This window comes from Candidatus Polarisedimenticolaceae bacterium, assembly GCA_036275915.1.
GTDB lineage: Bacteria > Acidobacteriota > Polarisedimenticolia > Polarisedimenticolales > DASRJG01 > DASRJG01.
Genome location: DASUCV010000018.1, coordinates 46,776 through 69,123 on the forward strand (window position 1 = coordinate 46,776; position 22,348 = coordinate 69,123).

Consider the following 22,348-nt stretch of genomic DNA (forward strand, 5'->3'; position numbering starts at 1 on the left):
GCAGGCAACCGTGGCAAACGCAATTCGAGTTCCCATGATCCCCCCAACACCGCCGCGACGGACTGCTGTAGATCCGTCCCTGCCTCGACGCGTGCAACCGAGAACGGTGTTGCTTCACAGCGCATCGACTCGACCGTGGCTCGCCGGGATCGCGCGGGCCCTCGAAGCTCGCGACCCCGTCACTTCACGGTGAGCAGGTAGGGATCCGAGACCGCTCCGTCGGGGGGTGGATCGGCGACCGTCACTGAGACCATCGCCGGTCTCTTGATGTCACTGGGTGACAGCGAGGCCCGGAGAGCGGTGGGGCCGACGAACGCGGTCGGTCGATCGGCGCCATTCCACCGTACGACCGCGCCGGTGACGAACCCACTTCCAGACACCTCGAGAACGACCGTGGAGCCTTGTCCCTTCGTCTTTGCGATCGTGGCGCCCGTGATCACCGGCTTGGCGGCGTCTGGGGGCGGCGCGGGAGGTGTGGGGGCGTCGACGACGATCGGCGGGCCGGTGTCCACCACCGTGTTGTTCTGTCCGACGCCCCTCCCCGTCAAGTACTGGTGGGTGTGGTTCTCGAAGTCGGAGCGGAGCTTGTCGATCTCGTTTTGCAGATCGGCGAGGTTCCTCTGAAAGTCCGTCCCGATGTTGAACGTGATGTCGCCGGGCACCACGCCAGGCTCGTCGAAGCCGACTTGCTTGACCATGAAATCGACGAGGGGGTGCGCACCGGCCGGCGGCAGCCCCGGAAGATTGATCTCCGCATCGTCGGTGTGAATCTCACCGTCGATGTCCACCTCGATGTCGTAGGTTTTCCCGGTCTCGATAACGCCATTCAAGGTCACGGTCTGGGATCCCGACTCCTGGCTCAGCGCGGCTATGGCACACTTGACACTCGTGGTCGCCACGCTGACCAACGAAGTCGGCACGGTGAGGCACTTCGAGATCCCGCCGTGGGACGCGCCGCTGAACCGGAAATCGTGGAGGATCGCGCCCTGGGTGTCCGGGTGCGCGGCATCGCCTTCGCGCAGCCGCACGTACATGTTGTCGTTGGCCCAGGCGAAGAAGCTGCCGGGGACCAGATTGTCGTTGAACAGCAGGCCCGCCCAGCTCACGGGCACAGTGACCGTGACCGGAACGAAGCTGGGCGCGGTGGCCCCGGCGACCGCGGGGACTCGGAACTCAGTCACGAACCTGGCGGTGGCGGTGGCATCCACGGGCTTGGGGAGTGTGGACTCGCCGCTGTCGAGCTCGACGCGAAGTCGACCGCCATCGCACGACGCTTTGGCCGTGGTGAGGCGGATTCCTCCGCTCGGAACGGAATTCGGGATATTGATGGCAGTGAAGCAGGACGCCGCCGCCGCCGGGACGACGTGCACCCCGCCGGGATCCAGCACCTGCTCGACCGCCATCACTGGAGGCGGCGTGGCGAAGTTGGCGATGACGAGGAAAAAGAGAGTCGAGAACGACGATCGGAATCCGCGTCGTGTCGAAGCGCCCATGCTGACACCCCCACGCAGGCCCGAAAAGCCCTTCCGATCGGGTACGGTCTCGACGGGACTGCGTCAACCTCGAACTAGGGCCGGCGCGAGCAAGGGCACTCGGGTCGACCCCTGAGAGCGTCTCCAGGATGTCTCTACGGCTGCCCCGAATTGAGCGGATTCCAGCGGACTCCTGGGCAGTTGATCGATGATCGAACCGACGAGAAATGACGCCACGTCGTCAAACGGCGATTCCCATCGCTGTTCTGTCTTGGTTCAGGGAACGAGTTCGATTCCTGCGCTCGAGGGCGCTAGGCTGCCCTACGCACCCCCGCCAGGAACCTCTCCAGCGGCGTGAGTACTTGCAGGGCTCACACGCCCCATGGTCCGCGCTCCTTCTCCCTTCTTCTCCGGGGAAGTCTAGCGCGCATCAGGCGCGGCCTGAGCAACGACCCAGAGGCTTGCGGCGGTCGTCAAGCCGAGAACGCTTCCCTGGTTCGCGGGGTGAAGAATGACGCCCGCACCGAGGAACCCGATCCCGGTGATGATCCCCTGCACAGCCCTGAGCACGCCGCCGGGATCGCCTGCGCCCGAAAGCTGGACGCTCGTCAAGGTGATCGCCGCGGCCCCGAGACCCACGAGCCCGTGCGTCCGCAGCCCTGCCGGCTTGTGGCGGAGCTCACGATCGAGCCCAATCACGCTTCTGATGGCCACCGCTGCGATTAGCCGGACCAAGGTCATGGCGAGCGGCATGGGTGATCCCGTGCTTTCTGTCATCGGTTCTCCTCGCCCTTCCTGTCGCTCGCTCGGCTGGTTGCGTCACGGACACCCGATCGTGAGTTGATCTTACCGCGATCTACCACATTGATATCTTGGCAGGATGAACGGCTGGCATGTCTACGTCCTGCGGTGTCGCGATGCCACGCTCTATACCGGTGTTACCGTCGATGTTCCAAGGCGCCTAGTTGAGCATGAGGCCGGGACCGGCGCGAAGTACACCCGCAGCCGGCTACCGGTCGTCCTCGTCTACCACGAGCATCAGCCCAGTCGCTCCAGCGCGCTCAGGCGCGAGGCGGAGCTGCGACGGATGGGACGTGAGGCCAAGCTCGCGTTGATCGAACGGTAGTCGGTTCGAGCGCCCAACCTCCTCGCTCGCACCAAATTGGGGGAAAGCACGAGGGTGGTGGGGCTGGGCGCTCGCCTGCGATGAAGTACGCGGACCCTGGCTTGGAGTCCACATCTCACGGCGAGTTGGGTTGCCGGCCGGCAACACGCGGCGGTGACAATCAGCAATACACCGAAACGGCACTTGCCAGTAGGATCTAAAAACTCGCGCTAGGAGACTGCCTATGGGCGATCGACTCCGCCGCTGGATCGGACTTGTCGCGGCGAGCTTTGGGGTGATTCTGCTCGGCTTCCTGAGAAGATTGGGATGAAACAGCTTTCGTGGTGGTGGTTGATCGCCATCGTTGTCATGAATGTCCTCGCTCTTCACATGGGGATTACAACAAAAGTTGACAGCGAGGATCCGCGAGTAAGGGCGCTGCAGGGGTACGCTCGCAACGCGGGCTTTATAATTGGTATCGGCGGTTGGTTGTTCGCAATCAAAGTCTTGCTATTTCTGCTAGACCAATAGAAACCAGGCCCTCTTCAGTGCGCGCACGCTCTCGGATCGGTCAGGCAGTCCTGCTTTGCGGTGGCCTTCTAATGGGGGAGGCGAGGGCCGATATCGCTACGTCCATTAAGTACTCCACCTCAGCGGAGGTCGCGAGTTGTCTTGCACGACTTGGCAACGATTTCCAAGTCAACGCCGACGTGAATCCGTTCTACCTGGGCGGCGACTTCAACGGTGACGGTCGAACGGATTACGCGGTTGCGATTCGTCATGCGAGATCGCGAGGCATAGCAGTCTGTTGGGCTGATGGAAGTCACGTGGTCCTTGGAGCCGGCTCGACGTTCCACGGGATGAGCGATCTCGATTTCGCCGGTTGGACGTTTCATTCCAAGCGACAACCTGTCCAGCGCGGAGTAGGGGAGGCCAAACTCCCCAAGCTCATCGGCGATGCGATTCTTCTCAGATGGGAGGAGTCCGCTAGCGCGCTCGTGCTCTGGAACGGCAATCAGTTTCAGTGGTACCAACAGGGAGACTAGCTCGAAGTCCGTCATCTTGATTGGAAGGGACGCGAGCGATTCAGTGACGACGCCGTTATCTCGCCGTTTAGTCCGATAAGCCTCGAAGATGAGCCGTTCGCTGTCTCGAACACGTGCCGCGTGTCGTGGTTGAACCGTAAGACGACATGTCGCGGACGTTCGTGAAATGCGTTCATGAATCTCGGCGGTCAGAGTTCCGCTGCACCTTGAGCTACCCGTCGATGGCCGCGGGAGCGAACGCGGACTCGATCGCGCACCACTTCACGCGAAGCTGTCGACGTCGCTCGCGTGCGGCACGACGATCTCGTTCCGGATCGACTTCGCGGCGAATGAGGGGTCACGGAGCAGCACGTCCAGACGGTCGGCCAGCCCTTTGCGCCCAGTAGCGGAACCAACTCGACTCGCTCCCGGCCGTTCCGGGAGCGAGCCGCCAGGCCACAGGTCAGGCGTGGACGACGTCGGGGGTCAGCGCGAGGACCGTCTCGTACATGTGGACGGTCGGCGTTCCTTCGAGGACGGCGTTGAGCTTCTTGAGGACCTCGGGGAAGGTCTTCGTGTTGTAGGTCTCAGCACAGGCGCGATCGTCCCACACCGAGAGGCTCAAGCCCGTGTTCTTCTCCACGACCGTGACGATCTGGCGGAACCCCTTCTCCTTCTTCATGACCGGTAAGACGTCCGTGTTCATGAGACGCTTGAACTCGTCGACTTTGCCGGCCTTGACCGTGAACTGAACGTTGCGACCGAAACTCATGGTAAAGCTCCCTTCGTCCTTGTAGGTGCGGAATGCATGGATTCCCGGAGCATCCCCCGCACAAGGTTTGCGAAGGTGGCTGCGACTGGACCAGGGGGGAACCCGGATCAAGGCGTCGCGTGACGCCGGTGGGGACTTCGAGCGATCAGGCGGCGTTGATCTCGACCCGCTTGGGCTTCGCCATCTCGGCCTTGGGCACGATCACCTCGAGCACGCCGTCCTTGTAGGTCGCGGCGATCCTCGCGGCATCGACCGTGGTGGGAAGCGAGAAGCTCCGGGTGAACGCCCCATACACCCTCTCCAGCCTGTACGCGCTCTCTTCTTGGACATCGGTGTCGCGCTCGCGCCGCCCGTGGAGGGTCAGCACGCCGTTCTCGATCTGGACGTCCATGTCGTCCTTCCGGACGCCCGGGACCTCGGCACGAATGACGAGTTGTTCTTGGGTTTCGAAGATGTCGACGGGCGGGGCCCACGTATCAACTGACTCTTTGACACGCGGAGCGTGGTTGTTGCCGACGGCGGCAGGGTCGATCTCCTGGTTTCTTGCGAGGTACTCGCGTACCGGATCCAAGCGAACGAGTCTCATGACGTAATCCTCTTTGGGGTCGCGATGCAGGGTGGGCTGCGACATCCCCTGAGATAAGACGCGGATCGTAGGAGTCAAGCCTGCTTGCGAAGTCGTACTGCGACGACCCTGCTCCGCGCTCGATCGCAAACCTCTGCGCCAGGAACCGGGGGACTCGCCGCTCATTGTCGAACGACTCCGCGCGCGGGCCTTGACAGCTGCCTTGGCGAGTTCCATAGCGATAACACTCGGCATGAGCGAGTGCTATCGGGGCTCTCCAACTCTGTTGGCCGACATGATTCTCAAGACCATGGAGGTGGAGCATATGAAGTTCCGGGCGCTCGAAGACCGAATCCTCGTTCAGCGGATCGACGTAAAGGAACAGAAGCACGGCAACATCATCGTCCCGGACTCGGCGAAGGAGAAGCTGATGGAGGGGAAAGTGATCGCGGTCGGGTCGGGCATGAAGACTGGAACCGGAGTTCTCCTCTTGCTCCTTTTGACGAGTCTCTCCGCCGTCGCATCGACTCCGGCGGCTCCATCCCCTCCGCATTCGCACGCGAAAAGCTATGGCAGCGGGTGGGAGTGCGACCGCGGCTACCAGATGAATGAGAACTCGTGCGCGGCCGTCATGGTGCCGGTGAATGCTCGCCTGGATTCCAGCGGGAATGGATGGGACTGCGACCGAGGCTATCGTAGCGTCGCGGGCGTGTGCGAGGCGATTCAGGTGCCGCCGCACGCGTACCTCGATTCGCGCGGTCGCGGATGGCAATGCGATCGGGGTTATCACGAGCTCCGCGACGCCTGCAGCGCCGTCGTGGTCCCCGCGAACGCCTATCTGGCCTCCGACGGCGCCCGTTGGAATTGCGACCGGGGCTACCGGATGATCGACCAGTCGTGCGTGGCCGTCATGGTGCCCGCGAACGCTTACCTGGCGTGTTCCAGCGATGATTGGGAGTGCGGCCGCGGCTTTCGCAAAGTCGGCGAATCGTGTGAAGCACTCAAGGTCCCGCAGCATGGCTACCTCGTGCGCTCGGGGAACGACTGGGACTGCGATCGGGGCTACCGGAGAGATGGCGACTTCTGCGCCACCCTGACAACGCCGCCGAATGCGCATCTCGATTACTCGGGAAACGACTGGGCATGTGACGCCGGCTTCGATCGCAGCGCGGGAGGCTGCCATGCCTCAACTCCCTGACGAGCCAATCGGGAAACGGGCCTTATCCGGCTACCTTACCGGCCAGATCCTGGTCCAAGGGATCGGTGTAACGCGGATGTGAGCAGATCGAGCCCGGAGATGTGGCAGGGCATCACCGACCGCGACTGCGGCGTGTACTTCCTCGGCAAACCCCCGCTGCCGCGCTCGGAGTCGGGTCAAGGGCTCGGTAGGGTATCGCCCCATACACAGCGCCGGTGTGGGAGGTGTACGGTAAGTCTGGGTTCTGGCCCGCATCTTCTCGTACTGAAACGAAAGTGCGGTGCGCCGAAGCGTGTTGAACGCTAGGCGTTTCTGTTTGACCCGACGGATCGGGTGGATGGCTAGAACCCGAGGAGAGGCGTCCCAATTGAGGTCGCCAGGAGTTTCAGCATGGGCAGCAGACTGTATGTCGGCAATCTTCCTTTCACGGCGGACGACTCACAAGTCCGCGAACTCTTTTCCCAGGGCGGACGCACGGTCACCGAGGTCAAGCTGGTGACCGACCGGGATACTGGCCGCCCCCGCGGCTTCGGCTTCGTCGAGATGGGTAATTCCGCCGACGCCGACGGCGCGATCCGCGATCTGAACGGCCAAGATTTCGGCGGCCGGGCCCTGACGGTGAACGAGGCGAAAGAGCGCACGCCTGGCGGTGGCGGATTCGGCGGGGGTAACGGCGGCGGTGGCGGTCGCGGTGAGAATCGTCGCTACTAGTCTTTGTAGTCAATTTGACGATTTCATTGGGGGCACAGCTTCGGCTGTGCCCCTTCTTCTTACGCCGGCCGAGTTAGACACGCTCGCAGGACACATGTGAGCCGTTCGATGTCCCCAACGCGCGTCGCGTGTCGTGGTTTAACCGTAAGACGACATGTCGCGGACGTTCGTGAAATGCGTTCATGAATCTCGGCGGTCAGAGTTCCGCTGCACCTTGGCTGCTCCACGTCGCCGGTCGTGTAACATCCGTCGTCGAATCCGTACGGGCGGAACCCCGTCTCTCTTTCGAGGAGGAAACCATGATTCGTCGAGCAATGCAGTTCATCTTCGGCGCCGCGCTCGTAACTGCCTTCGTCGTCGGTGTTTCGGTTTTCGCCACCCCCGCTCAGGCCTTCTTCGGGCACTGCATCTGCCCCGACAACTATGCCCCTGTGACGTGCTCAAACGGTGTCACGTATGCAAATTCCTGCCTGGCCGGCTGCGCCCACGCGACCGGCTGCGTGCGCAGCGGAGACATTTGAGCGGTTTTCCTGCGAGACGACCGTCCGGCTCCGGTCACCGGGCGGACCGAGCACGCGTGTCGATTGCGGAGATCCCGAACAGGCACTTTGTTTCGAAGGCGGACCGGAATCGGTGGGTGCCCTCACTCTTGCGGCCGGAGCTTCCCGCGTGGGAGTAAAATCGGCGACGGTCGTTTGGCGTAAGTTAACAGGAGGAACGCTCATGCGCAGAAAACTCTTGGTCACTTTGCTTGTAGCGTCCGCTATCTTCGGAATCGCCTCTGTTCTGACGACTCCGGCCGCTGCAGCGAGCTCGTGCCCGAAGGGCTCCCACTTGATCACCTGCGCGGATGGACGCCACTTCTGTTGTCCGAACAACGCGCTCTGCATCTTTTGCCTGAACTAGCTCTGTCCTGATCCCCGGCCGCGCTGGCGGCCGGGTGCGCGTCCCGTCGACCAGCTCTCGTGCCGATCGCGAGCGCGTCTTGCTCGGGCAATTAGTACGGAGCGTGGGGCTCAGCAGGTCAGCCCGCGCAGCCTCCCGGCCATTTCCTGGTCCGAAGGATGGGTGTACACGATCGTGGTACGCGGCGACGTTCCCCGCCTATTTTCGTGCGCCCATTTCCGCCGGAACGCGCGAATGAGCGGTCGCGGGCGAGGAAGTACTCATCAAATGTTGGAGCGCCTTCCGAGGTGCATTCTAAGAAACCCGGGGGCGAACCAGTTTGGAAGGATTAACGGCCGCCGACACTTGTATGTCGTCGCGTCCGCAGATTGCAACCGCCGCCGTCCGGAGAATCGCGCCAAAAGGGAGGTAGGATCACCTTGTGGCGCTGGTGTACCGGATCGATCGAAACGCCAAGCTCGTCGTGGCGGCGGGGTACGGGACGCTCACCGACGCCGACCTCTTCAGATACGAGCGGGAGACCGGTGCGCGATCCGACATGATCGGTTACGACGAGTTGATCGACGTGTCCTCGGTGACCGACATCGACGTCGCCTCGGAGGAGCGCATGGAAAATCTCGCGGCCGAGGCCGCTGCGAGGGACGCCTTCCATGGACCAGCGAAGCTGGCCATCGTCGCGCCGGGCGAGTTCGCGTTCGGGTTGGGCCGCATATTCCAGATCCATCGGCGGGTCGAACCCGGGAGCACCAAGAACGTCGGCGTGTTCCGGACCATGGATGCGGCGCTCGAGTTTCTCGGCATCGATCACCCGCTCGACTTGCCAGGCTTGGAGTGATCAAAGCCGGTCGCATTCGATTGCCGTAGGCGAGCGGGGTGCGACCGCCGAGGGCGGCCGCGCGGCGAGCGGATACACCGCAACACGTTCGTGACATCGCGTGGCCTAACGAAGGCTAAACGGGTGCACCCCGATAGGGAGATTCTGGAAAACGCCCTCATCGGACCGGCGTAGCATGCCCCAAATCAATAATCGCACCAGGAGGTACGACGTCATGAAGAAGCTCTTCGGCACGGCGCTCCTGATCGTCGTCGCTCTCGGGACGATCGCGATCGCGCTCCCCGTCCCCGACGCGATTGCATGTCTCCACTGCACCGCCATCCGATGTCCGCCGTGCACCCGTCTCGGCGGAGGCAGCTGCTTCAAGTGTCCGACCTGTCAGCCCATTCCCGGTTGCACTCCCTGAGGGGAGAGCCAAGAGGAGGCCTCGGCATGAAGAAACTGTTCGGCTCCGCTCTTCTCGTCGTGATCGCGTTGGGCACGCTCGCCGTGGTGATTCCAACCCCGATCAGCAACGCATGCTTGTTTTGCGTGCCGCCCGCCGACTGTCCGCCGTGCACTCATCTGGGCGGCGGGAGCTGCTTCAGGTGTCCGTACTGCGTGCCGACCCCGGGCTGCAAACACTAGCTCGCAATGGCGCGGGGAAGATCGCTGATGCGAAGGGTGCGCCCCGCACAGCAGCGGTAGGTCACGAGCGGTCACGAGGCTGACTCGCTCGCATTCTCGACAGGTAAGAGGTCCCCGGCCGCAAGCTCGGCCGGGGACCGGAGAGTTCTACCCCGCCCAACGGATGCAGAGCGCGTTGTTCGGGCAGCAGAAGCTATGCCCGTCCCCGCAGGTAACCAGGTGCAGCACGCAAGGTTTCGCAACTTCGCGGCTGTCTTCTGGTCACTAGGTGGGTCTAGACCGTCGTTGTAAGAGGCGACGAGTGGCGGGCGAGGCACCAACGGGGACGATGTTGGGGGAGTCGCAGCGCCACTACGGCGATCGAGACTTTCCATTCGCCGGGTAAAGTCTGAGGAGCTGACGCTTTTCGTCGTCCATGAGCGGAAAGATTCGACGCTCGTCCGAGCGAAACAAGCTGGGCCGACAGGGAGCAGGACGGCCGCACATCGGCATGGTGGGGTCGCTGTTGTGCCCCAGGCCGATGGCGTGACCCAGTTCGTGAGTGATCACGTTGAGCGCCACGTTCGGGAGGTTGATCGGAGGAAAGTCAGGCCCGCGAATGCCGATGACGCGTTTCGAAGCCGCATCAAACGGTCCTGTGAACGAGACAAACTCAGATTGCCCAAGCAGAATCGTGAGATCGCCGGGTAGGTCTCGGAGTGCCGGGGGGATGTCCACGCGTCCGTTCGAGGCGCCGACCACGGAATGGCTTAGCGACTGCAATGCTTCTTCCGGCACCGGGCGCACGAGTCGTTGGACGGGCCCGAGCCTGAAACCCGAGCCAAGGTCTTCCAGCGTCTGATTCCAGAACGACACGGCTTCATCGACGAGCTTCAGACGAGGGTCGCCTTCGGCACCGATGACCACGATCTTTGGGCTGTGACGCCACGGCACACCGAACTGTGCGTGAGCGGGCGCTGTGGTAACGCTCGCGATGATCATCGAGACGCACGCCAAGGTCGATTTCATGGTCGCTGCTCCTGCTGGTAGCGCGAGGGTGCGGCACCCGCACAGGTTCGCTCGGTGGGGGAGGAAGTCAAGGAGAGCAATTGTGCCGTGCGTGGGCGACTCAACACGAACGGTCTCAGAGAAACGCCGGGCGATTCAACTGTGACCAGCGTCGGAAATCGAGCGTGGCGTGGCACCCAGCGCGAAGGTTGTACCTAGCCCAGCAAAAAGATAACGATCACCAAATGCTTTCTTGAGTGCGGTGAAAGTCGGCTCGCCAGTGCAGTGGCCAGGTGCGATGAAGGCCACTTTGAAAGTATCGCGCAGAGTCGCGACGATCTTCTCGATTTCCTGGTCGTTGGATACCACCATATGGAAACCGCCAGCTAGGAAGTGGATTCGTGGGTTGATCGCGGCCGCGGCTGCGACGATGTTGTCGATGCCCGGATGCGAGCAGCCCACCACGATCACTATGCCGTCGGGCGTGTTGATCGCGAGCGACAGCTCGCGCAACTCTAGCGTCCCCGGTTTGTCCGAGACCAGCGCGATCAGATGGATGCCGGGGGCAACCTCCGTGGTCTTGTCGATCAACTCGAAGTTGACGCCGGGCCAGGCGGCTCCGAACCGCATCACTGCGGGTGGCGCGCCGTCGTAGTAGCGTTGCTCAGGGGGCAGAGAGGCATCCTTGCGATAGAAGGTGCTCGGCAGGTCGCTGCCATACACGCCGAAACCCTCCTTGGGCGCGTAGATCTTCACCTTGGGATTCACACTCAGGACATAGGCCATGCCTCCCATGTGATCGCCATGGCGGTGGGACATGACGACGAAGTCGAGCTTGGATAGATCGATGCCTTTTGCCTTCGCGTTCTGGGCCAGGATGTCGGAGTTGTTGCCTGTGTCGAAGAGGATGCGCTTGCCACCATATTCGATGAGTGCGGCATACCCCCAGTCCTTCTGCATGGCGGAAGACTTGCCGAAGGCGTCGTAGAGAATGGTGATCTGCGCCTTGGTCGAGTCGCCGCCCGCCGCAGCCGGTGGCGAGCTCGTCGTTGCGAATCCGGCGAGAAGCATGGCCAGTGGTGCAAGCCCAAAGCAGCTCGCTAGCCCGCGCACCCCGCGGCGAGCCGCTTGCCTTCGCCTCAGCATTGTTAGACCGTCAGCGCGTTTCACTTCGAGCCCGAGGGAACGATATCGACCTTCACTACCGAGTCGAACGCGATGGCCTTGTCGTCTTTGACCGCCGGTTGATATTTCCACTTGGACACTCCGCCGCGAATTTCCTGGTCGATCGGATCACAGATCTCCTTCGAAGCCTTGCTAAGCTCGCTCTCGCCCTCGTTCCGCGTGCCGCACAACAAGAGTTCAATCACGCCTACCGACCCGTCCGGTTCGATGTGTACGCGGTAGAGCAGTTTCACTCGGAATCGAGCGTTCTCCAGCACCTTGGGCGGTGGGAGTTCGGTCGGGTTTAGTCGTACAGGAGGAGTGACCCCGTCGGGGGGATCTTCCCAGGCAATGACGGCAGTGGTGCACAACACGAACGCCGACGCGACAATGAGTATTCGGCGCATCTGGTCAGTGTTCATCAGATCGGTTTAACGTCGCGCGTCGCCCGCGCGCCCGGCGGCGAGGCGCGTGCCACTCCGAGTTCGGCCAGCGGTGGCACGTCGTCCCCGGCTACTACGACCCCTGGGACATGGCGTCCATCCGTGGCCTCGACGGCCGGGAATCGCCCTAGGCCGCAGTTTGTATCCCTGCGTCGAACAGGCCGGGGGAACCACCCTTCCCTCGGCCTCTGCCCCGTCGACTTACTTCTTGGTGGTGGCGAGTCGGAGTGTCGTATTGAAGCACGGACAGGTACAAAGCCGGCTCGTAGACGACGACGTGTTGCACCCTCCACTGCGCTCGCGGGATTCGATCTCCTCCACCTCGAGGTCCAGGGCCTGCATGTTCTCCTTCATGAGTTTCTCCTCGCCCGCGCCTGGTAATGCAGCGTCGACCATCGAACGCCGGCGATCTTCGGGATCGGAGCGCGGGTGCGTTCACCATTACCCCCGAACTAAGAACGCGTCAAGCGGTCGCGCGGGGCGTGTTGCCGGCAGCGCAGGTCTGAACTACGAGCAAAGGCGCTGCGTGCAGATGACTTTGCCGCCGACCTGACAACAGGTGTTGCAGTCGACCTTCCAGCACGACCCGGCGGAGGCCGTCGGCGAGGCTAACAGTGCCGCAATTCCCGTGGCGACGACGGCGGCAATCAGAACCGAAGTTACCAACCTTGCCTTCTTATTCATTATCCACCTCCTCGGTGCGGAACTTACCATCCTAGGCCGGGTGAGCGTCGTGCTTTCTACCGACGGTGGCCGAAGCAATCGACGTGCCCAGCCCGGTGGGGGAGGAAGTCAAGGCGTGGTCGCGGTCGAGCCTCTGACGTCGCGGGGGCGGCGATCAGCTATCCACCAGATCACCAGCGCAAAGAGCACGTAGGCGGTCAGTGCAGTGTAGGCGAACGCACGATCTGACCTTGGGGGCGGTGAGACGAAGGTCGTGAATGCCTGAATGAGCAGCAGCGTCGTGCCGAACACAACGGTTCCGACCGGGCGGCGGGCGCCGCCGCGCAGGTAATACGAGAGCCCGCCACCAAGTATGAGAGCTTCGACGGCGAACGCGATCAAGGGGGCGTTCCAGAGGCCAAAGCCGACCTTGGCAGTATTCGCGTAAAGCGGCAAGTCCGCGACATGGACGACAAGATCGAGGGCCCAGTGTGAGAACACCGCGGCCCCAAGCACGACGCCTGCTTGCCACCGCGCAGGGTGGATGATCGCTCGGTAGAGAACCGCAACCAGGAGTGCCCAAGCGAGCGCGGTCAGTAGCCCGTGTGTGAACGGCATGTAGTAGAGATCAAGCGCGTTGGAGCCAGTGAAGTGGGGCACGATCCTAACTCTCTCGATTCCAAGCAAGACCAAGGGCGCCCAGAGAACGTCTAGGAACTGGACCGCGATGAAGAGCAGCCAGAGAGGGATCGATGGTTCAAGGCGCTTCGCCACAAACGCGGGGCCGTAGTGACCAACAAACATCAGGATCTCCGATGCGTGGCCTGCGGGAGCCGCCTAACGTGGCGCGCAGTCCACGCGCCCAGTGCCGCGGCGAGCGTGAGCGTGGCGGCGGACAGATGCGGCATCTCGGACAGGAGGGCCGAGGTGGGGGAGGAAGTCAAGGCCCGCCCTGGACGAATTTACGGACAGCCTCCCGACAGGTTCTGCGGGTAGTCACACCCCGGCAGTCCGATCGCCTCGGGGCGCTCGCCCCCTCCAGAGGCCTTCCCGTACGATCCCTCCAGCGTCGGAGTGTTCCCGACGATCACCCAGAAGAAGCTCCCCGCCCCTGGATTGAATGTCGCCGTGCCGTGGTTCCCGACGCCGCAGGCTTGCCCACTGTACCCATACGTGGAGACGCTCGACAGCGGCCCGTACACGATGTGATGGTCGGTGGCGAAGCAGGCGGACCCGTAGCTCACGGTGATGTCGCCCGTGGCCTTGTTGTACGCGGTGACAATCATCGCTTCCGAGACCGCCGCCTCTCCCGGTGCGGGGGGAGTCAGGCCGCCGTCGACGATGAACACAGTGCCGTACCCGCTGGGTCCGCTGCTTGACGCGGTGCCGTAGAGCTTGCCGTCGCTCGCCTGCACGAGACTGTCCATCACGAACTTGCCCGTGTCCACCGTGAAGGAAGCGGATTGCAGGAGCGTCCCGCTCGTGTTGATCGAGAAGACCATCCCGCCGGACTGTGTTCCCCCGCCGGTCGTCGTGTCCCACAGATTCTGGTCGGCCGTCTGCACCACTCCGTTTGGGCGCTGGCCTTCCGCTGCTGTCGTGAGGTCGAGGATCCTCTGGTAGTTGTTGCCGTCCCGATCCACCGCGAAGATGATTCCCACGTTGGCCGCGCCGCCCTGGTAGGTCGCGCCGTACAACCTGCCGTCGACCCCCTCGATGAGTGGACCGGTTCCGTAGAACCCCTCGCCGGTGCCGAAGAGGTGCACGATCTGTAAAGCTCCTCCACGCGTAATCTCGTAGACGCCTCCCGCCGCAAGACCATAGAGGTTCCTGTCGGAACCCAGGATCAGACCGTTCGAGGGCGTGCCGAGCCCGGTGTTGTAGAGCCCGTACAGCGCGGTATAAGCCCCGCTCGTGCTGATCCGGAAGAGGTACGGGTTGATGATCGGGCTCGTCGTGACGCCGTAGAGGTAGCCGTCGGCGCCGAACGCGAGGCTACCCTGCGGGTTCGCGCCGTCGGAGCAGGGCGTCGTCGAACAGAAATCGTAGAGCTTTTGGAACTGACCGGTCTTGCTGATCTTGTAGACGATGCCGTCGCTGTGTGGGACGCCGCCCATGTACGTCGTACCGTAGAGCCAACCGTCCGGCCCCTCGACGAGACCGCCCTCCGGCTCGCTGCCGTTTCCGTACGGCGCTGCGGAGCTTTCGTAAGCGAACGTGTGAAGGACCGTGAGCTGTCCCTGCGGCGTGAGCTTGAAGACGGTCCCGTTGCACGGTTGAGCGCAGCCGAGACCGTCGTCTCCTCCCTGCGCCGTTGTGCCGTAGAAGTTGCCGTCGGACGCTTGGAGGAGCGGCGCGAGCGGGTCCCCTCCCGTGGTCGCGGTGAACGGGACGAGGCGGGTGATCGTCGCCGCGAGCGTCGGACCAAACGTTGTCGTGATCGTGAGAGCGAGGCAGACCGCGAGCTTCTTCAAGGTTGCCACCCCTCGATGCGCTCCGTGCGGAGGCGAGACTCCCCAACCCATGCTTGAAATTTCGAGGAATGATACGTCGAGAAACACCGCCGAGCTATCGATCGGTGTTCCCATCCCCGCAACCCCATGGGGAGGCCGATCTGAGATTCCGGCCAACGCGAGCTATTCTCGTCAGGATGCGTCCCATACCCGCCCGCCTTCTGCTGTCCACTGTCATGGTCGGCGCGCTTGTCGCCGGCGTCCTGACGTCGAAGCCCATCTTCGTCGTCCTCGCGCTTGTCGCCGGCGTTCTGCTTGCGACGAGCCTCGCCACGGGTCGTCGCCCCATCACGCGTGCGATTCAACGCTTCAGGAATCAACCAGTCGAGGTCCGCATCTGGGGAGCCCCGCCTCCTGCTTCGTCCGGCGACGCGTTGATTGTGAGCTCCGTGAACGCGCTGGGCGCAGGTGTCCACGTATTCTTCAGCGCCGAAGGGCGTGCACGTATGCATCTCAAGGTGGCTCAACCCACGGAGTTGAACGTCACGTCCGACAGCGTCGTGATTGGAGCTGCAAGGTACGTGCAATGGGAAGGGAAGAAGATGTCTCGCGCCGATTCCGCACCGGCGGTGGCCATCGTGTGTACGCGCGCGGTTCCGTTCCCACCCGCGCCGCATTGATATGATCGTCCGGTGAAGGGTTGGTTCGTCTACATCCTCCGGTGTTGCGACGGGACGCTGTACACCGGCACCACCGTCGATGTCGCAAGGCGCTTGGTCGCGCATCAGACCGGCGTCGGTGCGAAGTACACCCGCAGTCGGCTACCAGTCACGCTCGTCTACCACGAGCGTCACCCCAATCGCTCCAGCGCGCTCAGACGGGAGGCGGCGTTGCGGCGGATGGGACGAGAGGCCAAGCAGACGCTGATCACGCGTCCGGCTGCGCCCGACGCGTATTCTTAAGTGCGCGACCGTAACGGCAAACCGAGCGCCGCGCGGAGCTGATTGAAGTCGTAGTCAGGAGCTCGTGGGCGGTCGCTGCCTTGGCTCTCCTCGAAGGCGGTCAGCAATGCCTCGACACGCTGTCGACCGTCTTCGGTTTGCAGGGCCGTTCGCGGCGTCTGTCCGTCCAATGCCGGAAGAGGAGCGTCCGGCCACGTCGCGTAATGTGTCGCATTCATCTCCGCGATCGCCGCGCGAACTTCAGCGGGGTCTTGCACTGCGTGTTCGCGTTTACGCGCCGACCGGTCAAGTGTCGAGTCCGGGCGCGTCGGTGATTCGTGCGCCGCATCGTCGGGCGAATTCTGATCATTCGGAGCAAGCGTGTCGAGCTCAGGCACGATGCTCGCGATCTCAGCGGTGGTCCCAGAGTGACTCTTGTGGCGAACGCGGCGGCGTTGCTCGACGGGAACGGGCACGCTCGGGCGGACCACGGCGCGATCTCCACGCCGCGCAGGGCGCCGCGGAGCCGGGTCATCCGTGTGTTCAAGTTGGACCATGGCGCTCAAGAACTTTCTTGTTCCATGGTCGTCGAACACAATAGTCGTGTACTGGTCATTGGCGTCCTTGATCGTTCCCAACCCGTAGGTGGGATTGTTGACACGATGACCTTCGGAAAAGGGACTAGGGGCCTTTGGCATTTAGGGCCTTAGAGGGAAGCGTGGAAAGTTGCTTCTCGCTTCCCGTTGCGAGGATAGCCCCTCTAGCGACATCTCGCACGCCCAAGGGCGGCATCATACGCGTCAAAGCCCAGGTCTCCCGCTGGCGAGGTGCGCACTCGCCGCGACGCCGGAGGGCGGCGGGGTGACCCAGTCTAGATCTGACGGCCGGTGGCCTCGTCGAAGTCGGCCAAAGTGAAGGTGGTCAGCGCGATGATCTTGGCCTTCGCGCGGAAAGGTGGCGGCAGCACCAGCTGCGCTTCTTCCTTGCTGTCCGCGTCGATGACGACCCACCCGCTGTGCACGCCGTCCTTGCATCCCCAGTCGGCCTGCGTCAGGAAGTGCGAGCCGGACTTCAGTGCCAACCTGACGAAGGTGACGCACGCCCTTCCGTCGGCCTCGTGTGGGAATTCGATAAGGAATCTCGCCATCGACGTGACTTTGTACTCCTGGGGGAGCGGATAGGGCAAGAGTTTTCCTCAGGGCTCACCATGGCGTTGGTCGCGCAACGCCTCTCCCGATACGCGCCTGGGACCAACCGGAACAGATCCTTCGAGGCACGGTATCCGGCACCGTCAAGCCGACCTAAGATAGGCCTCCGCTCAAGGAGGCTTTCATGCGCATAAAGACGCTTGGGATTGGTCTCGCTTTCGTCGCCACCGCCGCACTGGGATTCGCCGCCGGCGCCACCGCCAAAAAACAGGGCGTGATGTGGGCCGCCTCCGAGGAGAAGTGGGTGCCGCTGACCAAGGACAGTCCGCTGTCGAAGGTCGCGTTGTGGGGCGACCGCGACACGGGTTCCGACTACGGGATGCTGCTCAAGCTCCCCGCGGGCGCGCACGCCGGGATCCACGCCCACACGTCCGACTACTACGCGATCGCGGTCCAGGGCAACTGGGTCCACACCTTCGAGGGCGGACAGCCGAAGGAGCTCACGCCGGGCAGCTACGTCTTCCAACCGGGCAAGCAGATGCACGACGACGAGTGCAAGGGGACGACGGACTGCATCATCTTCGTCCACCAGCACGGCAAGGGTGACTTCATCGCCGCGGCGCCCGCCGCCGGCGCGCCCGCCAAGAAATAGAAACCCACGAGCGGTGGCGTTCGTCGAGACCGTCGCGCCCGGCCGAGAGTATGAGATGAAGGTCTACCGCAATGTCGAGCGCGTCCTCGAAACGCCCCGGGATCATCCTTGGGACACAGCGATCGACAATGCCGACGAGCGGTACTACGACTTCAAAGAACACTCGGACTTGATCGCGGAAGTCCTCGAAGACTTCAAGCCGTGGTCCCGCTACCCCGCGATCGCGACCTTTTACGAGTTGCTTCGCTGGATCAATGGTCCCGAGTCCCTCGTGGAGTCAAACGACTGCGCGTTCCGAGGACCTCGAGCAAATGAATCCCGTGAATTTCCCAAGGCACGCGAGTGTACTGGGAGACTCATGATCCTCATGCGACGCCTGGAGATGAATGTGACCTATCCAGTCGTCGCCGACCTCGAGGAACGCGTGCTCGTGGAGCTCCAGAGTCTCGACACCGATTTCGAGTGGGGTGCCGTAGGGACCACGTTAGCGAAAGTCGGCTACCACACCCTTCCCTTTGCCCCTGAAGGCTTCCAGCTCTGTATCTCGTTTTGGGCTTGGGGTGATACCGACGACGACGCGATGTCAAGTCTGGACCGGACGTTCAGCAACCTCGATCGCGCATTACGGTTGCTTTGCCGACATGCTCCAAGAATGGGAGAGAGCTGATTCCACTCCGCGCGTGGGATAGGGTCTGCACGCGCGGCAAGCAGGGTGGCCGAAGCGCGGCCACGTCGATCGGGTGTAGGCTCTCCGCCTCCCCGAACCAGGAGGAATCCCTATGCATCATTCCAATGCCATTGCGCGAGCGGCCGGACTGGCGATCGTCCACGCGGCCCTCGTTCCGCTCCTGGCGGCTGAATGTCCGCCGGCGGTGAAGGCGGCCGTGGAGAAGGCGCACGCCGGCGCGACCATCGCGTCCTGCAAGCAGGAGCGGGAGAACGGTAAGACCCAATTCGAAGTCACGCTCGCGGCAACGACCGGGAAGGGGATGTCGCTCGACGTCAGTCCAGACGGGACCATCCTCTTGACCGAACAATACGTTGCACTGAGTGACGTCCCGCCCGCGGTCATGAAGGCTTTCGCTGCGAAATACGGCGCCGCGAATCCGACCCGGGCCGAGATGCAGACCGCCGCCGACGGGAAGGTGACTTACGAACTCGCGTTCGCCGCCGGCACCAAGAAGAAGGAAGCAACGTTCGGCTCCGATGGCACCTTCGTCGAAGAGGAGTAAGAGATGTCTCGATGCCTGTGTCCCACCATCGTCATGAGCTTCGGTGTGCTGATCGCGTCCACCGCCATAGTCGCAGAGGCCGCTGAGCCCGCGGCGGTTCCGCCGGCCGCGACCGAGGCTGCCAAGCCGACCCCGGCAGCGGCCATCGCTCCAACGCCGGCCGTCGCAAGCTCCGAACTCACGCTTCTCGCGTTGCCGGGCGCGCCCGCAGACGGCGTCATGCTCGATTACCTGACCGTCGACCGTGGCAGGAATCGTGTCTGGGTTCCCGCAGGAGGGACCGGCAACGCGGTTGTCATCGACACGAAGACCAAAGACGTCCGGACGGTGGAGAAGTTCGCGACCAAGGAGGTCGAGCGCCGTGGGCAAAAGCGGATGGTGGGGCTCAGCTCGGCGACGGTCGGTGACGGCGTCGTCTATGTCGGCAACCGTGCCGACTCCAGCATTTGCGCCGTGGACGCGAAAACACTCGAACGCCGCGACTGCGTGACGCTCACGGGGTCGCCCGACGGCTTGGCGTACATCGCGCGCACGAAAGAAGTCTGGGTCACCACGCCACATGACCAGGCGATCGTGGTCCTGGATGTCTCCAAGCCTGGAACGCCGAAGGTGTCCGGCACCTTCAAGTTGGAAGGCGATCCGGAAGGCTACGCCGTGGATGACGTCCACGGGCTCTTCTACACGAACCTCGAAGACAAGGACCGGACTCTCAAGATCGATGTCGCGACGCGCAAGGTGACGGCGACGTGGATGCCCGCCTGCGGAGAAGACGGTCCGAAGGGGCTCGCCATCGAACCCAAGGGCCAGCTCTTGATGGTCGCTTGCCCGGAGCACGTCGAGGTCCTGGACGCTGGTAAGGACGGTGCCATCCTTTCGAAGCTCGACACCGGTGAAGGCGTCGACAATATCGATTACCTGCCCGCGAAGCGCGCGTTGTACGTCGCGGCCGGTCGTGCGGCGAAGCTCACCGTCGCTCGCATCGATGAGAAAGGTGTTCTTCAGAGCGCCGCCATGGTCACGACCGCGACGGGTGCCAGAAACGCCGTCGTCAGCGAGGACGGCACGGCCTACGTCGCGGACGGACGCGAAGGGAAGATCTTGGTCGTTCGACCAGCGCACGGTATTTGACGTGCACGGCAGCGGAACGCAATCGCAAGTTCCTGAGCACGCCCGAGGAGTGGCCTCTCGCGGGGAGGTCAACGTGGACTTGACGAGGGAGCAATACGCCAGTGCGAAGATCTGCCCGTGGTGTCAGGAGACCCATCGGTGCGCGACGTGCAGCGGATCCGGCAAGCGCGTCCGGAAGACACGCTTCCTCCACCGCATTCGAACGTCCGCTTGCGTGGCTTGTGAAGGCACCGGTGTGTGCCAACTCTGCAGACGTCGAGACACGCGACCGTGAGTCCGCTTCATTCGGCGTGAGCCTCGCTGTAATTAGCGGCATCTGTGGGGCTGTGGTTGCGCTCGATACCACGACGGGCACCGAACTCTGGCGGACGAGCTCAAGGGGAGCGATTTCGTGAACGTCACGCTTCTCGGCGGCAACGTCTAGGCGGCGACAAAGGGCCAACAATGGGACCGGACGTGTTAGGCTTCGCGCATGCCCCGCCGCTCCTCATTGAAACGCTCACTCACCGCCATCGAGCGCGCCTTTGCCGACCTCGAGCGCCAGCTCGCGCGGCTCACGAAGCGAGCTCGCCAAGCCGCCCGCTCCGCCGCTCGCTCCGCGAAGCCCGGAGCACGTAACCGCCGCACCCTCCGCCTCACGCCCAAGCGCCGCGCCCAGCTCAAGCTCCAGGGCGCCTACATGGGCTACATGCGGCCGCTGAAGCCGGCGCAGAAGGCGCGGGTCAAGGCTGTGAAGGAGAAGAGGGGATTCGAAGCGGCGATACGAGTCGCGAAGCGGCTGGCCACGCGCTGAAGCGTTTGGCGCCGCCGACGGATGCCGTCAGCCTCGCGATCCAGGAACCGACGTCTTGATCTGGAGTGCGTGAATCTCCTGGCTGAGCGGGGCCATCTTGTGTCTCAGCGCGGCGTGGATCATCTGGTGTTGGACGATGAGCCCCTTGCCCGCAAATTGCGGTGCGGCCACGATGACGGAGAGATGATCGCCGCCGCCCGTGAGGTCGGTGACGACGACGTCGGAACCAGGCAGCGCCTGCTCGATGAGGGACTTGACCTCCTCCAGACTTGCCATTTACTTGATCGCTTCCGCAACCAACCTGTCGAACTCGCCGGAGGCCTTCATTTCGCGGACGATGTCGCAGCCGCCGATGAGCTTGCCGCCAACGAACACCTGGGGCAGCGTCGGCCACTCTGTATGAGCCGAGAGCACATGCCGGAATCTGGCGTCCGCGATCGCGTCGACGCCCACGTAGGGAACGTTCATCTTGTTGAGGATGTCCACGACCGCGGCCGAGAAGCCACACTTCGGCTGGGCCGGCGTGCCTTTCATGAAGACCGCGATCTTGTTCTTCTCAATGGCATCCTTGATGGTCACGAGCATCTGTTCTTCCGTGAGACCCATGGCGGAACCTCCTTCGCTAGGAAAGCACTTCAGGTTACCACTTGGGCCCAGGCAACAGACGCGAGTCAGGGCGGTCAAGGAGACCCGGAGGATCGAGGCGGGGATTAGATTGGCGAAACGACTCGCGCGCTAGGGCGATCGCGTGCGGTAGCAAGCCGGCATCACTCTGGAAGACGGCCGTCGTTCCGCTTATTCGCCGCTCGGCATATGGAGGTACATGGATTGCAAACCGAGCCGACCCGGACCGGTGAACCGGTTCATGATGAGGTTCATGCTGGACAGCATCCCAGTGGCGAGCCGCTGCATGTTCGTCTCCATCCCGACACCGGGGTCCTTGTACAACCAGCCTCCCGGCTCTACGTCGATCTGTTCGCCCGGAGCGAGGATCTTCTCGAAGACGTTGCCGTAACCATGAAGCCAGAGGATGCCGTCGCCGTGAGCGCCGTGGAATTTGTCGATGAAAAACCCGGTTCCGCCGAAGAGCATGTTCGCGACACCCTTCACGCGCTCGAAGGTGTAGTCGACGTTGCCTGTCGCGGCGAGGAACTGGTGCTCGCGGACATGCACCCCCTCCCCTTGCTTGAGGTGAAGGGCGAAAATGTGGCCTGCTCCGTCGCGACTGAATGCAATCTGGCCGCGCCCGGTAGCCTCCGTCACGAAGACCTGCATCCCGGCCATCATCCGTTTGAGCGCGCCCTTCATCGGTCTGATGCTGATCTCAACGGTCGGATGCTTCCACAGCAGAATGTGATGCTCAAAGTAGACTGGTACTTCTGAATTGAGCTCCACGGTCAACGCTGGCACCAGTTCGCCTTCGACGTGATACGTCACCCCCGCGAAGTTCTCGTCCTTGGCAGTTGTGGCTCGCAATGCCGGTCGTTCCATGCGTCGCCCCCTCCCTTTCGTTGTCGTTCTTGCTTCC

The 22,348-nt window shown here is 63.0% G+C and carries 28 protein-coding genes; 13 read left to right on the forward strand and 15 right to left on the reverse strand.

From position 1 onward, the window contains the following. Positions 1-179: 179 nt before the first annotated feature. Both VFV19_13755 and VFV19_13760 read right to left on the reverse strand, forming a co-directional pair. Positions 180-1,493 carry a hypothetical protein gene (locus VFV19_13755; protein HEX4825363.1) on the reverse strand — a complete coding sequence of 438 codons (1,314 nt, stop codon included), beginning with the start codon at positions 1,491-1,493 and terminating at the stop codon, positions 180-182. Between the two features lie 399 nt (positions 1,494-1,892). Then, on the reverse strand, positions 1,893-2,186 hold the full coding sequence (locus VFV19_13760; protein ID HEX4825364.1) for an MgtC/SapB family protein: 294 nt from the start codon (positions 2,184-2,186) through the stop codon (positions 1,893-1,895). Positions 2,187-2,352: 166 nt separating this feature from the next. Here VFV19_13760 and VFV19_13765 point away from each other — a divergent pair, with 166 nt between their 5' ends. Beyond that, positions 2,353-2,598, forward strand: a complete 246-nt coding sequence (locus VFV19_13765) for a GIY-YIG nuclease family protein (GenBank protein ID HEX4825365.1) — start codon at positions 2,353-2,355, stop codon at positions 2,596-2,598. Between the two features lie 629 nt (positions 2,599-3,227). Here VFV19_13765 and VFV19_13770 read toward each other — a convergent pair. The 3 genes from VFV19_13770 to VFV19_13780 all read right to left on the reverse strand — a co-directional run bounded on the left by VFV19_13770 (position 3,228) and on the right by VFV19_13780 (position 4,960). Further along, entirely contained in the window at positions 3,228-3,638 is a 411-nt protein-coding gene (locus VFV19_13770; protein ID HEX4825366.1) for a hypothetical protein, read from the reverse strand. A 427-nt stretch (positions 3,639-4,065) separates the two neighbouring features. Further along, entirely contained in the window at positions 4,066-4,374 is a 309-nt protein-coding gene (locus tag VFV19_13775; GenBank protein HEX4825367.1) for an antibiotic biosynthesis monooxygenase, read from the reverse strand. Positions 4,375-4,519: 145 nt separating this feature from the next. Next, the gene (locus VFV19_13780; GenBank protein ID HEX4825368.1) at positions 4,520-4,960 is read right to left on the reverse strand and encodes an Hsp20/alpha crystallin family protein; all 441 of its coding nucleotides are present in this window, start codon (positions 4,958-4,960) and stop codon (positions 4,520-4,522) included. 274 nt (positions 4,961-5,234) lie between these two features. Here VFV19_13780 and VFV19_13785 point away from each other — a divergent pair, with 274 nt between their 5' ends. From VFV19_13785 to VFV19_13805, 5 genes are all read left to right on the forward strand, one after another. Continuing rightward, positions 5,235-6,137: a hypothetical protein gene (locus VFV19_13785; GenBank protein HEX4825369.1), complete on the forward strand. Its 903-nt coding sequence runs from the start codon at positions 5,235-5,237 to the stop codon at positions 6,135-6,137. Positions 6,138-6,527: 390 nt separating this feature from the next. Further along, positions 6,528-6,848 (forward strand): hypothetical protein, encoded by a 321-nt coding sequence (locus VFV19_13790; GenBank protein HEX4825370.1) that lies wholly within the window; start codon positions 6,528-6,530, stop codon positions 6,846-6,848. A 299-nt stretch (positions 6,849-7,147) separates the two neighbouring features. Next, positions 7,148-7,369 carry a hypothetical protein gene (locus VFV19_13795; GenBank protein ID HEX4825371.1) on the forward strand — a complete coding sequence of 74 codons (222 nt, stop codon included), beginning with the start codon at positions 7,148-7,150 and terminating at the stop codon, positions 7,367-7,369. Between the two features lie 806 nt (positions 7,370-8,175). Then, positions 8,176-8,589, forward strand: a complete 414-nt coding sequence (locus VFV19_13800) for a hypothetical protein (GenBank protein ID HEX4825372.1) — start codon at positions 8,176-8,178, stop codon at positions 8,587-8,589. Between the two features lie 214 nt (positions 8,590-8,803). Then, positions 8,804-8,995: a hypothetical protein gene (locus VFV19_13805; GenBank protein HEX4825373.1), complete on the forward strand. Its 192-nt coding sequence runs from the start codon at positions 8,804-8,806 to the stop codon at positions 8,993-8,995. A gap of 572 nt (positions 8,996-9,567) precedes the next feature. Here VFV19_13805 and VFV19_13810 read toward each other — a convergent pair. From VFV19_13810 to VFV19_13830, 5 genes are all read right to left on the reverse strand, one after another. Then, a complete protein-coding gene (locus VFV19_13810) occupies positions 9,568-10,224 on the reverse strand; it encodes a hypothetical protein (GenBank protein HEX4825374.1) in 657 nt (218 codons plus the stop codon). A gap of 135 nt (positions 10,225-10,359) precedes the next feature. Beyond that, entirely contained in the window at positions 10,360-11,274 is a 915-nt protein-coding gene (locus tag VFV19_13815) for an MBL fold metallo-hydrolase (protein ID HEX4825375.1), read from the reverse strand. A gap of 95 nt (positions 11,275-11,369) precedes the next feature. Beyond that, positions 11,370-11,789: a hypothetical protein gene (locus VFV19_13820; protein ID HEX4825376.1), complete on the reverse strand. Its 420-nt coding sequence runs from the start codon at positions 11,787-11,789 to the stop codon at positions 11,370-11,372. An 813-nt stretch (positions 11,790-12,602) separates the two neighbouring features. Further along, positions 12,603-13,277, reverse strand: a complete 675-nt coding sequence (locus VFV19_13825) for a hypothetical protein (GenBank protein ID HEX4825377.1) — start codon at positions 13,275-13,277, stop codon at positions 12,603-12,605. Between the two features lie 158 nt (positions 13,278-13,435). Beyond that, positions 13,436-14,956: a choice-of-anchor tandem repeat GloVer-containing protein gene (locus tag VFV19_13830; GenBank protein ID HEX4825378.1), complete on the reverse strand. Its 1,521-nt coding sequence runs from the start codon at positions 14,954-14,956 to the stop codon at positions 13,436-13,438. Between the two features lie 167 nt (positions 14,957-15,123). Between VFV19_13830 and VFV19_13835 the strand changes: the two genes are divergently transcribed. Both VFV19_13835 and VFV19_13840 read left to right on the forward strand, forming a co-directional pair. Further along, positions 15,124-15,606, forward strand: a complete 483-nt coding sequence (locus tag VFV19_13835) for a hypothetical protein (GenBank protein ID HEX4825379.1) — start codon at positions 15,124-15,126, stop codon at positions 15,604-15,606. A 12-nt stretch (positions 15,607-15,618) separates the two neighbouring features. Next, complete coding sequence (locus tag VFV19_13840) at positions 15,619-15,888, forward strand: GIY-YIG nuclease family protein (GenBank protein ID HEX4825380.1); 270 nt, start codon at positions 15,619-15,621, stop codon at positions 15,886-15,888. On the opposite strand, the gene VFV19_13845 is transcribed toward VFV19_13840, so the two are convergent. Continuing rightward, positions 15,885-16,505 carry an MbcA/ParS/Xre antitoxin family protein gene (locus VFV19_13845; GenBank protein HEX4825381.1) on the reverse strand — a complete coding sequence of 207 codons (621 nt, stop codon included), beginning with the start codon at positions 16,503-16,505 and terminating at the stop codon, positions 15,885-15,887. The two genes, VFV19_13840 and VFV19_13845, sit on opposite strands and share 4 nt — an antisense overlap. A gap of 233 nt (positions 16,506-16,738) precedes the next feature. Next, on the reverse strand, positions 16,739-17,014 hold the full coding sequence (locus tag VFV19_13850) for a hypothetical protein (protein HEX4825382.1): 276 nt from the start codon (positions 17,012-17,014) through the stop codon (positions 16,739-16,741). 185 nt (positions 17,015-17,199) lie between these two features. Between VFV19_13850 and VFV19_13855 the strand changes: the two genes are divergently transcribed. From VFV19_13855 to VFV19_13875, 5 genes are all read left to right on the forward strand, one after another. Further along, complete coding sequence (locus VFV19_13855) at positions 17,200-17,667, forward strand: DUF4437 domain-containing protein (GenBank protein HEX4825383.1); 468 nt, start codon at positions 17,200-17,202, stop codon at positions 17,665-17,667. 13 nt (positions 17,668-17,680) lie between these two features. After that, positions 17,681-18,334, forward strand: a complete 654-nt coding sequence (locus VFV19_13860) for a hypothetical protein (protein HEX4825384.1) — start codon at positions 17,681-17,683, stop codon at positions 18,332-18,334. Positions 18,335-18,551: 217 nt separating this feature from the next. Further along, on the forward strand, positions 18,552-18,899 hold the full coding sequence (locus VFV19_13865) for a hypothetical protein (GenBank protein HEX4825385.1): 348 nt from the start codon (positions 18,552-18,554) through the stop codon (positions 18,897-18,899). Between the two features lie 3 nt (positions 18,900-18,902). Next, positions 18,903-20,027 (forward strand): YncE family protein, encoded by a 1,125-nt coding sequence (locus VFV19_13870; GenBank protein ID HEX4825386.1) that lies wholly within the window; start codon positions 18,903-18,905, stop codon positions 20,025-20,027. 472 nt (positions 20,028-20,499) lie between these two features. Continuing rightward, positions 20,500-20,820 (forward strand): hypothetical protein, encoded by a 321-nt coding sequence (locus tag VFV19_13875; GenBank protein HEX4825387.1) that lies wholly within the window; start codon positions 20,500-20,502, stop codon positions 20,818-20,820. 27 nt (positions 20,821-20,847) lie between these two features. On the opposite strand, the gene VFV19_13880 is transcribed toward VFV19_13875, so the two are convergent. From VFV19_13880 to VFV19_13890, 3 genes are all read right to left on the reverse strand, one after another. Continuing rightward, positions 20,848-21,096: a BolA/IbaG family iron-sulfur metabolism protein gene (locus VFV19_13880; GenBank protein HEX4825388.1), complete on the reverse strand. Its 249-nt coding sequence runs from the start codon at positions 21,094-21,096 to the stop codon at positions 20,848-20,850. Continuing rightward, positions 21,097-21,426: a glutaredoxin family protein gene (locus VFV19_13885; GenBank protein HEX4825389.1), complete on the reverse strand. Its 330-nt coding sequence runs from the start codon at positions 21,424-21,426 to the stop codon at positions 21,097-21,099. A 189-nt stretch (positions 21,427-21,615) separates the two neighbouring features. Then, a complete protein-coding gene (locus VFV19_13890) occupies positions 21,616-22,311 on the reverse strand; it encodes an AIM24 family protein (GenBank protein HEX4825390.1) in 696 nt (231 codons plus the stop codon). Positions 22,312-22,348: the final 37 nt, after the last annotated feature.

Bases quoted from the DNA above. Each gene is read 5' to 3' on its own strand.
- VFV19_13880 (HEX4825388.1), bottom strand. From the start codon at position 21,096: ATGGCAAGTCTGGAGGAGGTCAAGTCCCTCATCGAGCAGGCGCTGCCT.
- VFV19_13810 (HEX4825374.1), bottom strand. From the start codon at position 10,224: ATGAAATCGACCTTGGCGTGCGTCTCGATGATCATCGCGAGCGTTACC.
- VFV19_13820 (HEX4825376.1), bottom strand. From the start codon at position 11,789: ATGAACACTGACCAGATGCGCCGAATACTCATTGTCGCGTCGGCGTTC.
- VFV19_13835 (HEX4825379.1), top strand. From the start codon at position 15,124: ATGCGTCCCATACCCGCCCGCCTTCTGCTGTCCACTGTCATGGTCGGC.
- VFV19_13815 (HEX4825375.1), bottom strand. From the start codon at position 11,274: ATGCTTCTCGCCGGATTCGCAACGACGAGCTCGCCACCGGCTGCGGCG.
- VFV19_13780 (HEX4825368.1), bottom strand. From the start codon at position 4,960: ATGAGACTCGTTCGCTTGGATCCGGTACGCGAGTACCTCGCAAGAAAC.
- VFV19_13795 (HEX4825371.1), top strand. From the start codon at position 7,148: ATGATTCGTCGAGCAATGCAGTTCATCTTCGGCGCCGCGCTCGTAACT.
- VFV19_13850 (HEX4825382.1), bottom strand. From the start codon at position 17,014: ATGGCGAGATTCCTTATCGAATTCCCACACGAGGCCGACGGAAGGGCG.
- VFV19_13765 (HEX4825365.1), top strand. From the start codon at position 2,353: ATGAACGGCTGGCATGTCTACGTCCTGCGGTGTCGCGATGCCACGCTC.
- VFV19_13825 (HEX4825377.1), bottom strand. From the start codon at position 13,277: ATGTTTGTTGGTCACTACGGCCCCGCGTTTGTGGCGAAGCGCCTTGAA.
- VFV19_13875 (HEX4825387.1), top strand. From the start codon at position 20,500: ATGCCCCGCCGCTCCTCATTGAAACGCTCACTCACCGCCATCGAGCGC.
- VFV19_13870 (HEX4825386.1), top strand. From the start codon at position 18,903: ATGTCTCGATGCCTGTGTCCCACCATCGTCATGAGCTTCGGTGTGCTG.
- VFV19_13775 (HEX4825367.1), bottom strand. From the start codon at position 4,374: ATGAGTTTCGGTCGCAACGTTCAGTTCACGGTCAAGGCCGGCAAAGTC.
- VFV19_13770 (HEX4825366.1), bottom strand. From the start codon at position 3,638: ATGACGGACTTCGAGCTAGTCTCCCTGTTGGTACCACTGAAACTGATT.
- VFV19_13890 (HEX4825390.1), bottom strand. From the start codon at position 22,311: ATGGAACGACCGGCATTGCGAGCCACAACTGCCAAGGACGAGAACTTC.
- VFV19_13805 (HEX4825373.1), top strand. From the start codon at position 8,804: ATGAAGAAGCTCTTCGGCACGGCGCTCCTGATCGTCGTCGCTCTCGGG.
- VFV19_13885 (HEX4825389.1), bottom strand. From the start codon at position 21,426: ATGGGTCTCACGGAAGAACAGATGCTCGTGACCATCAAGGATGCCATT.
- VFV19_13855 (HEX4825383.1), top strand. From the start codon at position 17,200: ATGCGCATAAAGACGCTTGGGATTGGTCTCGCTTTCGTCGCCACCGCC.
- VFV19_13790 (HEX4825370.1), top strand. From the start codon at position 6,528: ATGGGCAGCAGACTGTATGTCGGCAATCTTCCTTTCACGGCGGACGAC.
- VFV19_13755 (HEX4825363.1), bottom strand. From the start codon at position 1,493: ATGGGCGCTTCGACACGACGCGGATTCCGATCGTCGTTCTCGACTCTC.
- VFV19_13785 (HEX4825369.1), top strand. From the start codon at position 5,235: ATGATTCTCAAGACCATGGAGGTGGAGCATATGAAGTTCCGGGCGCTC.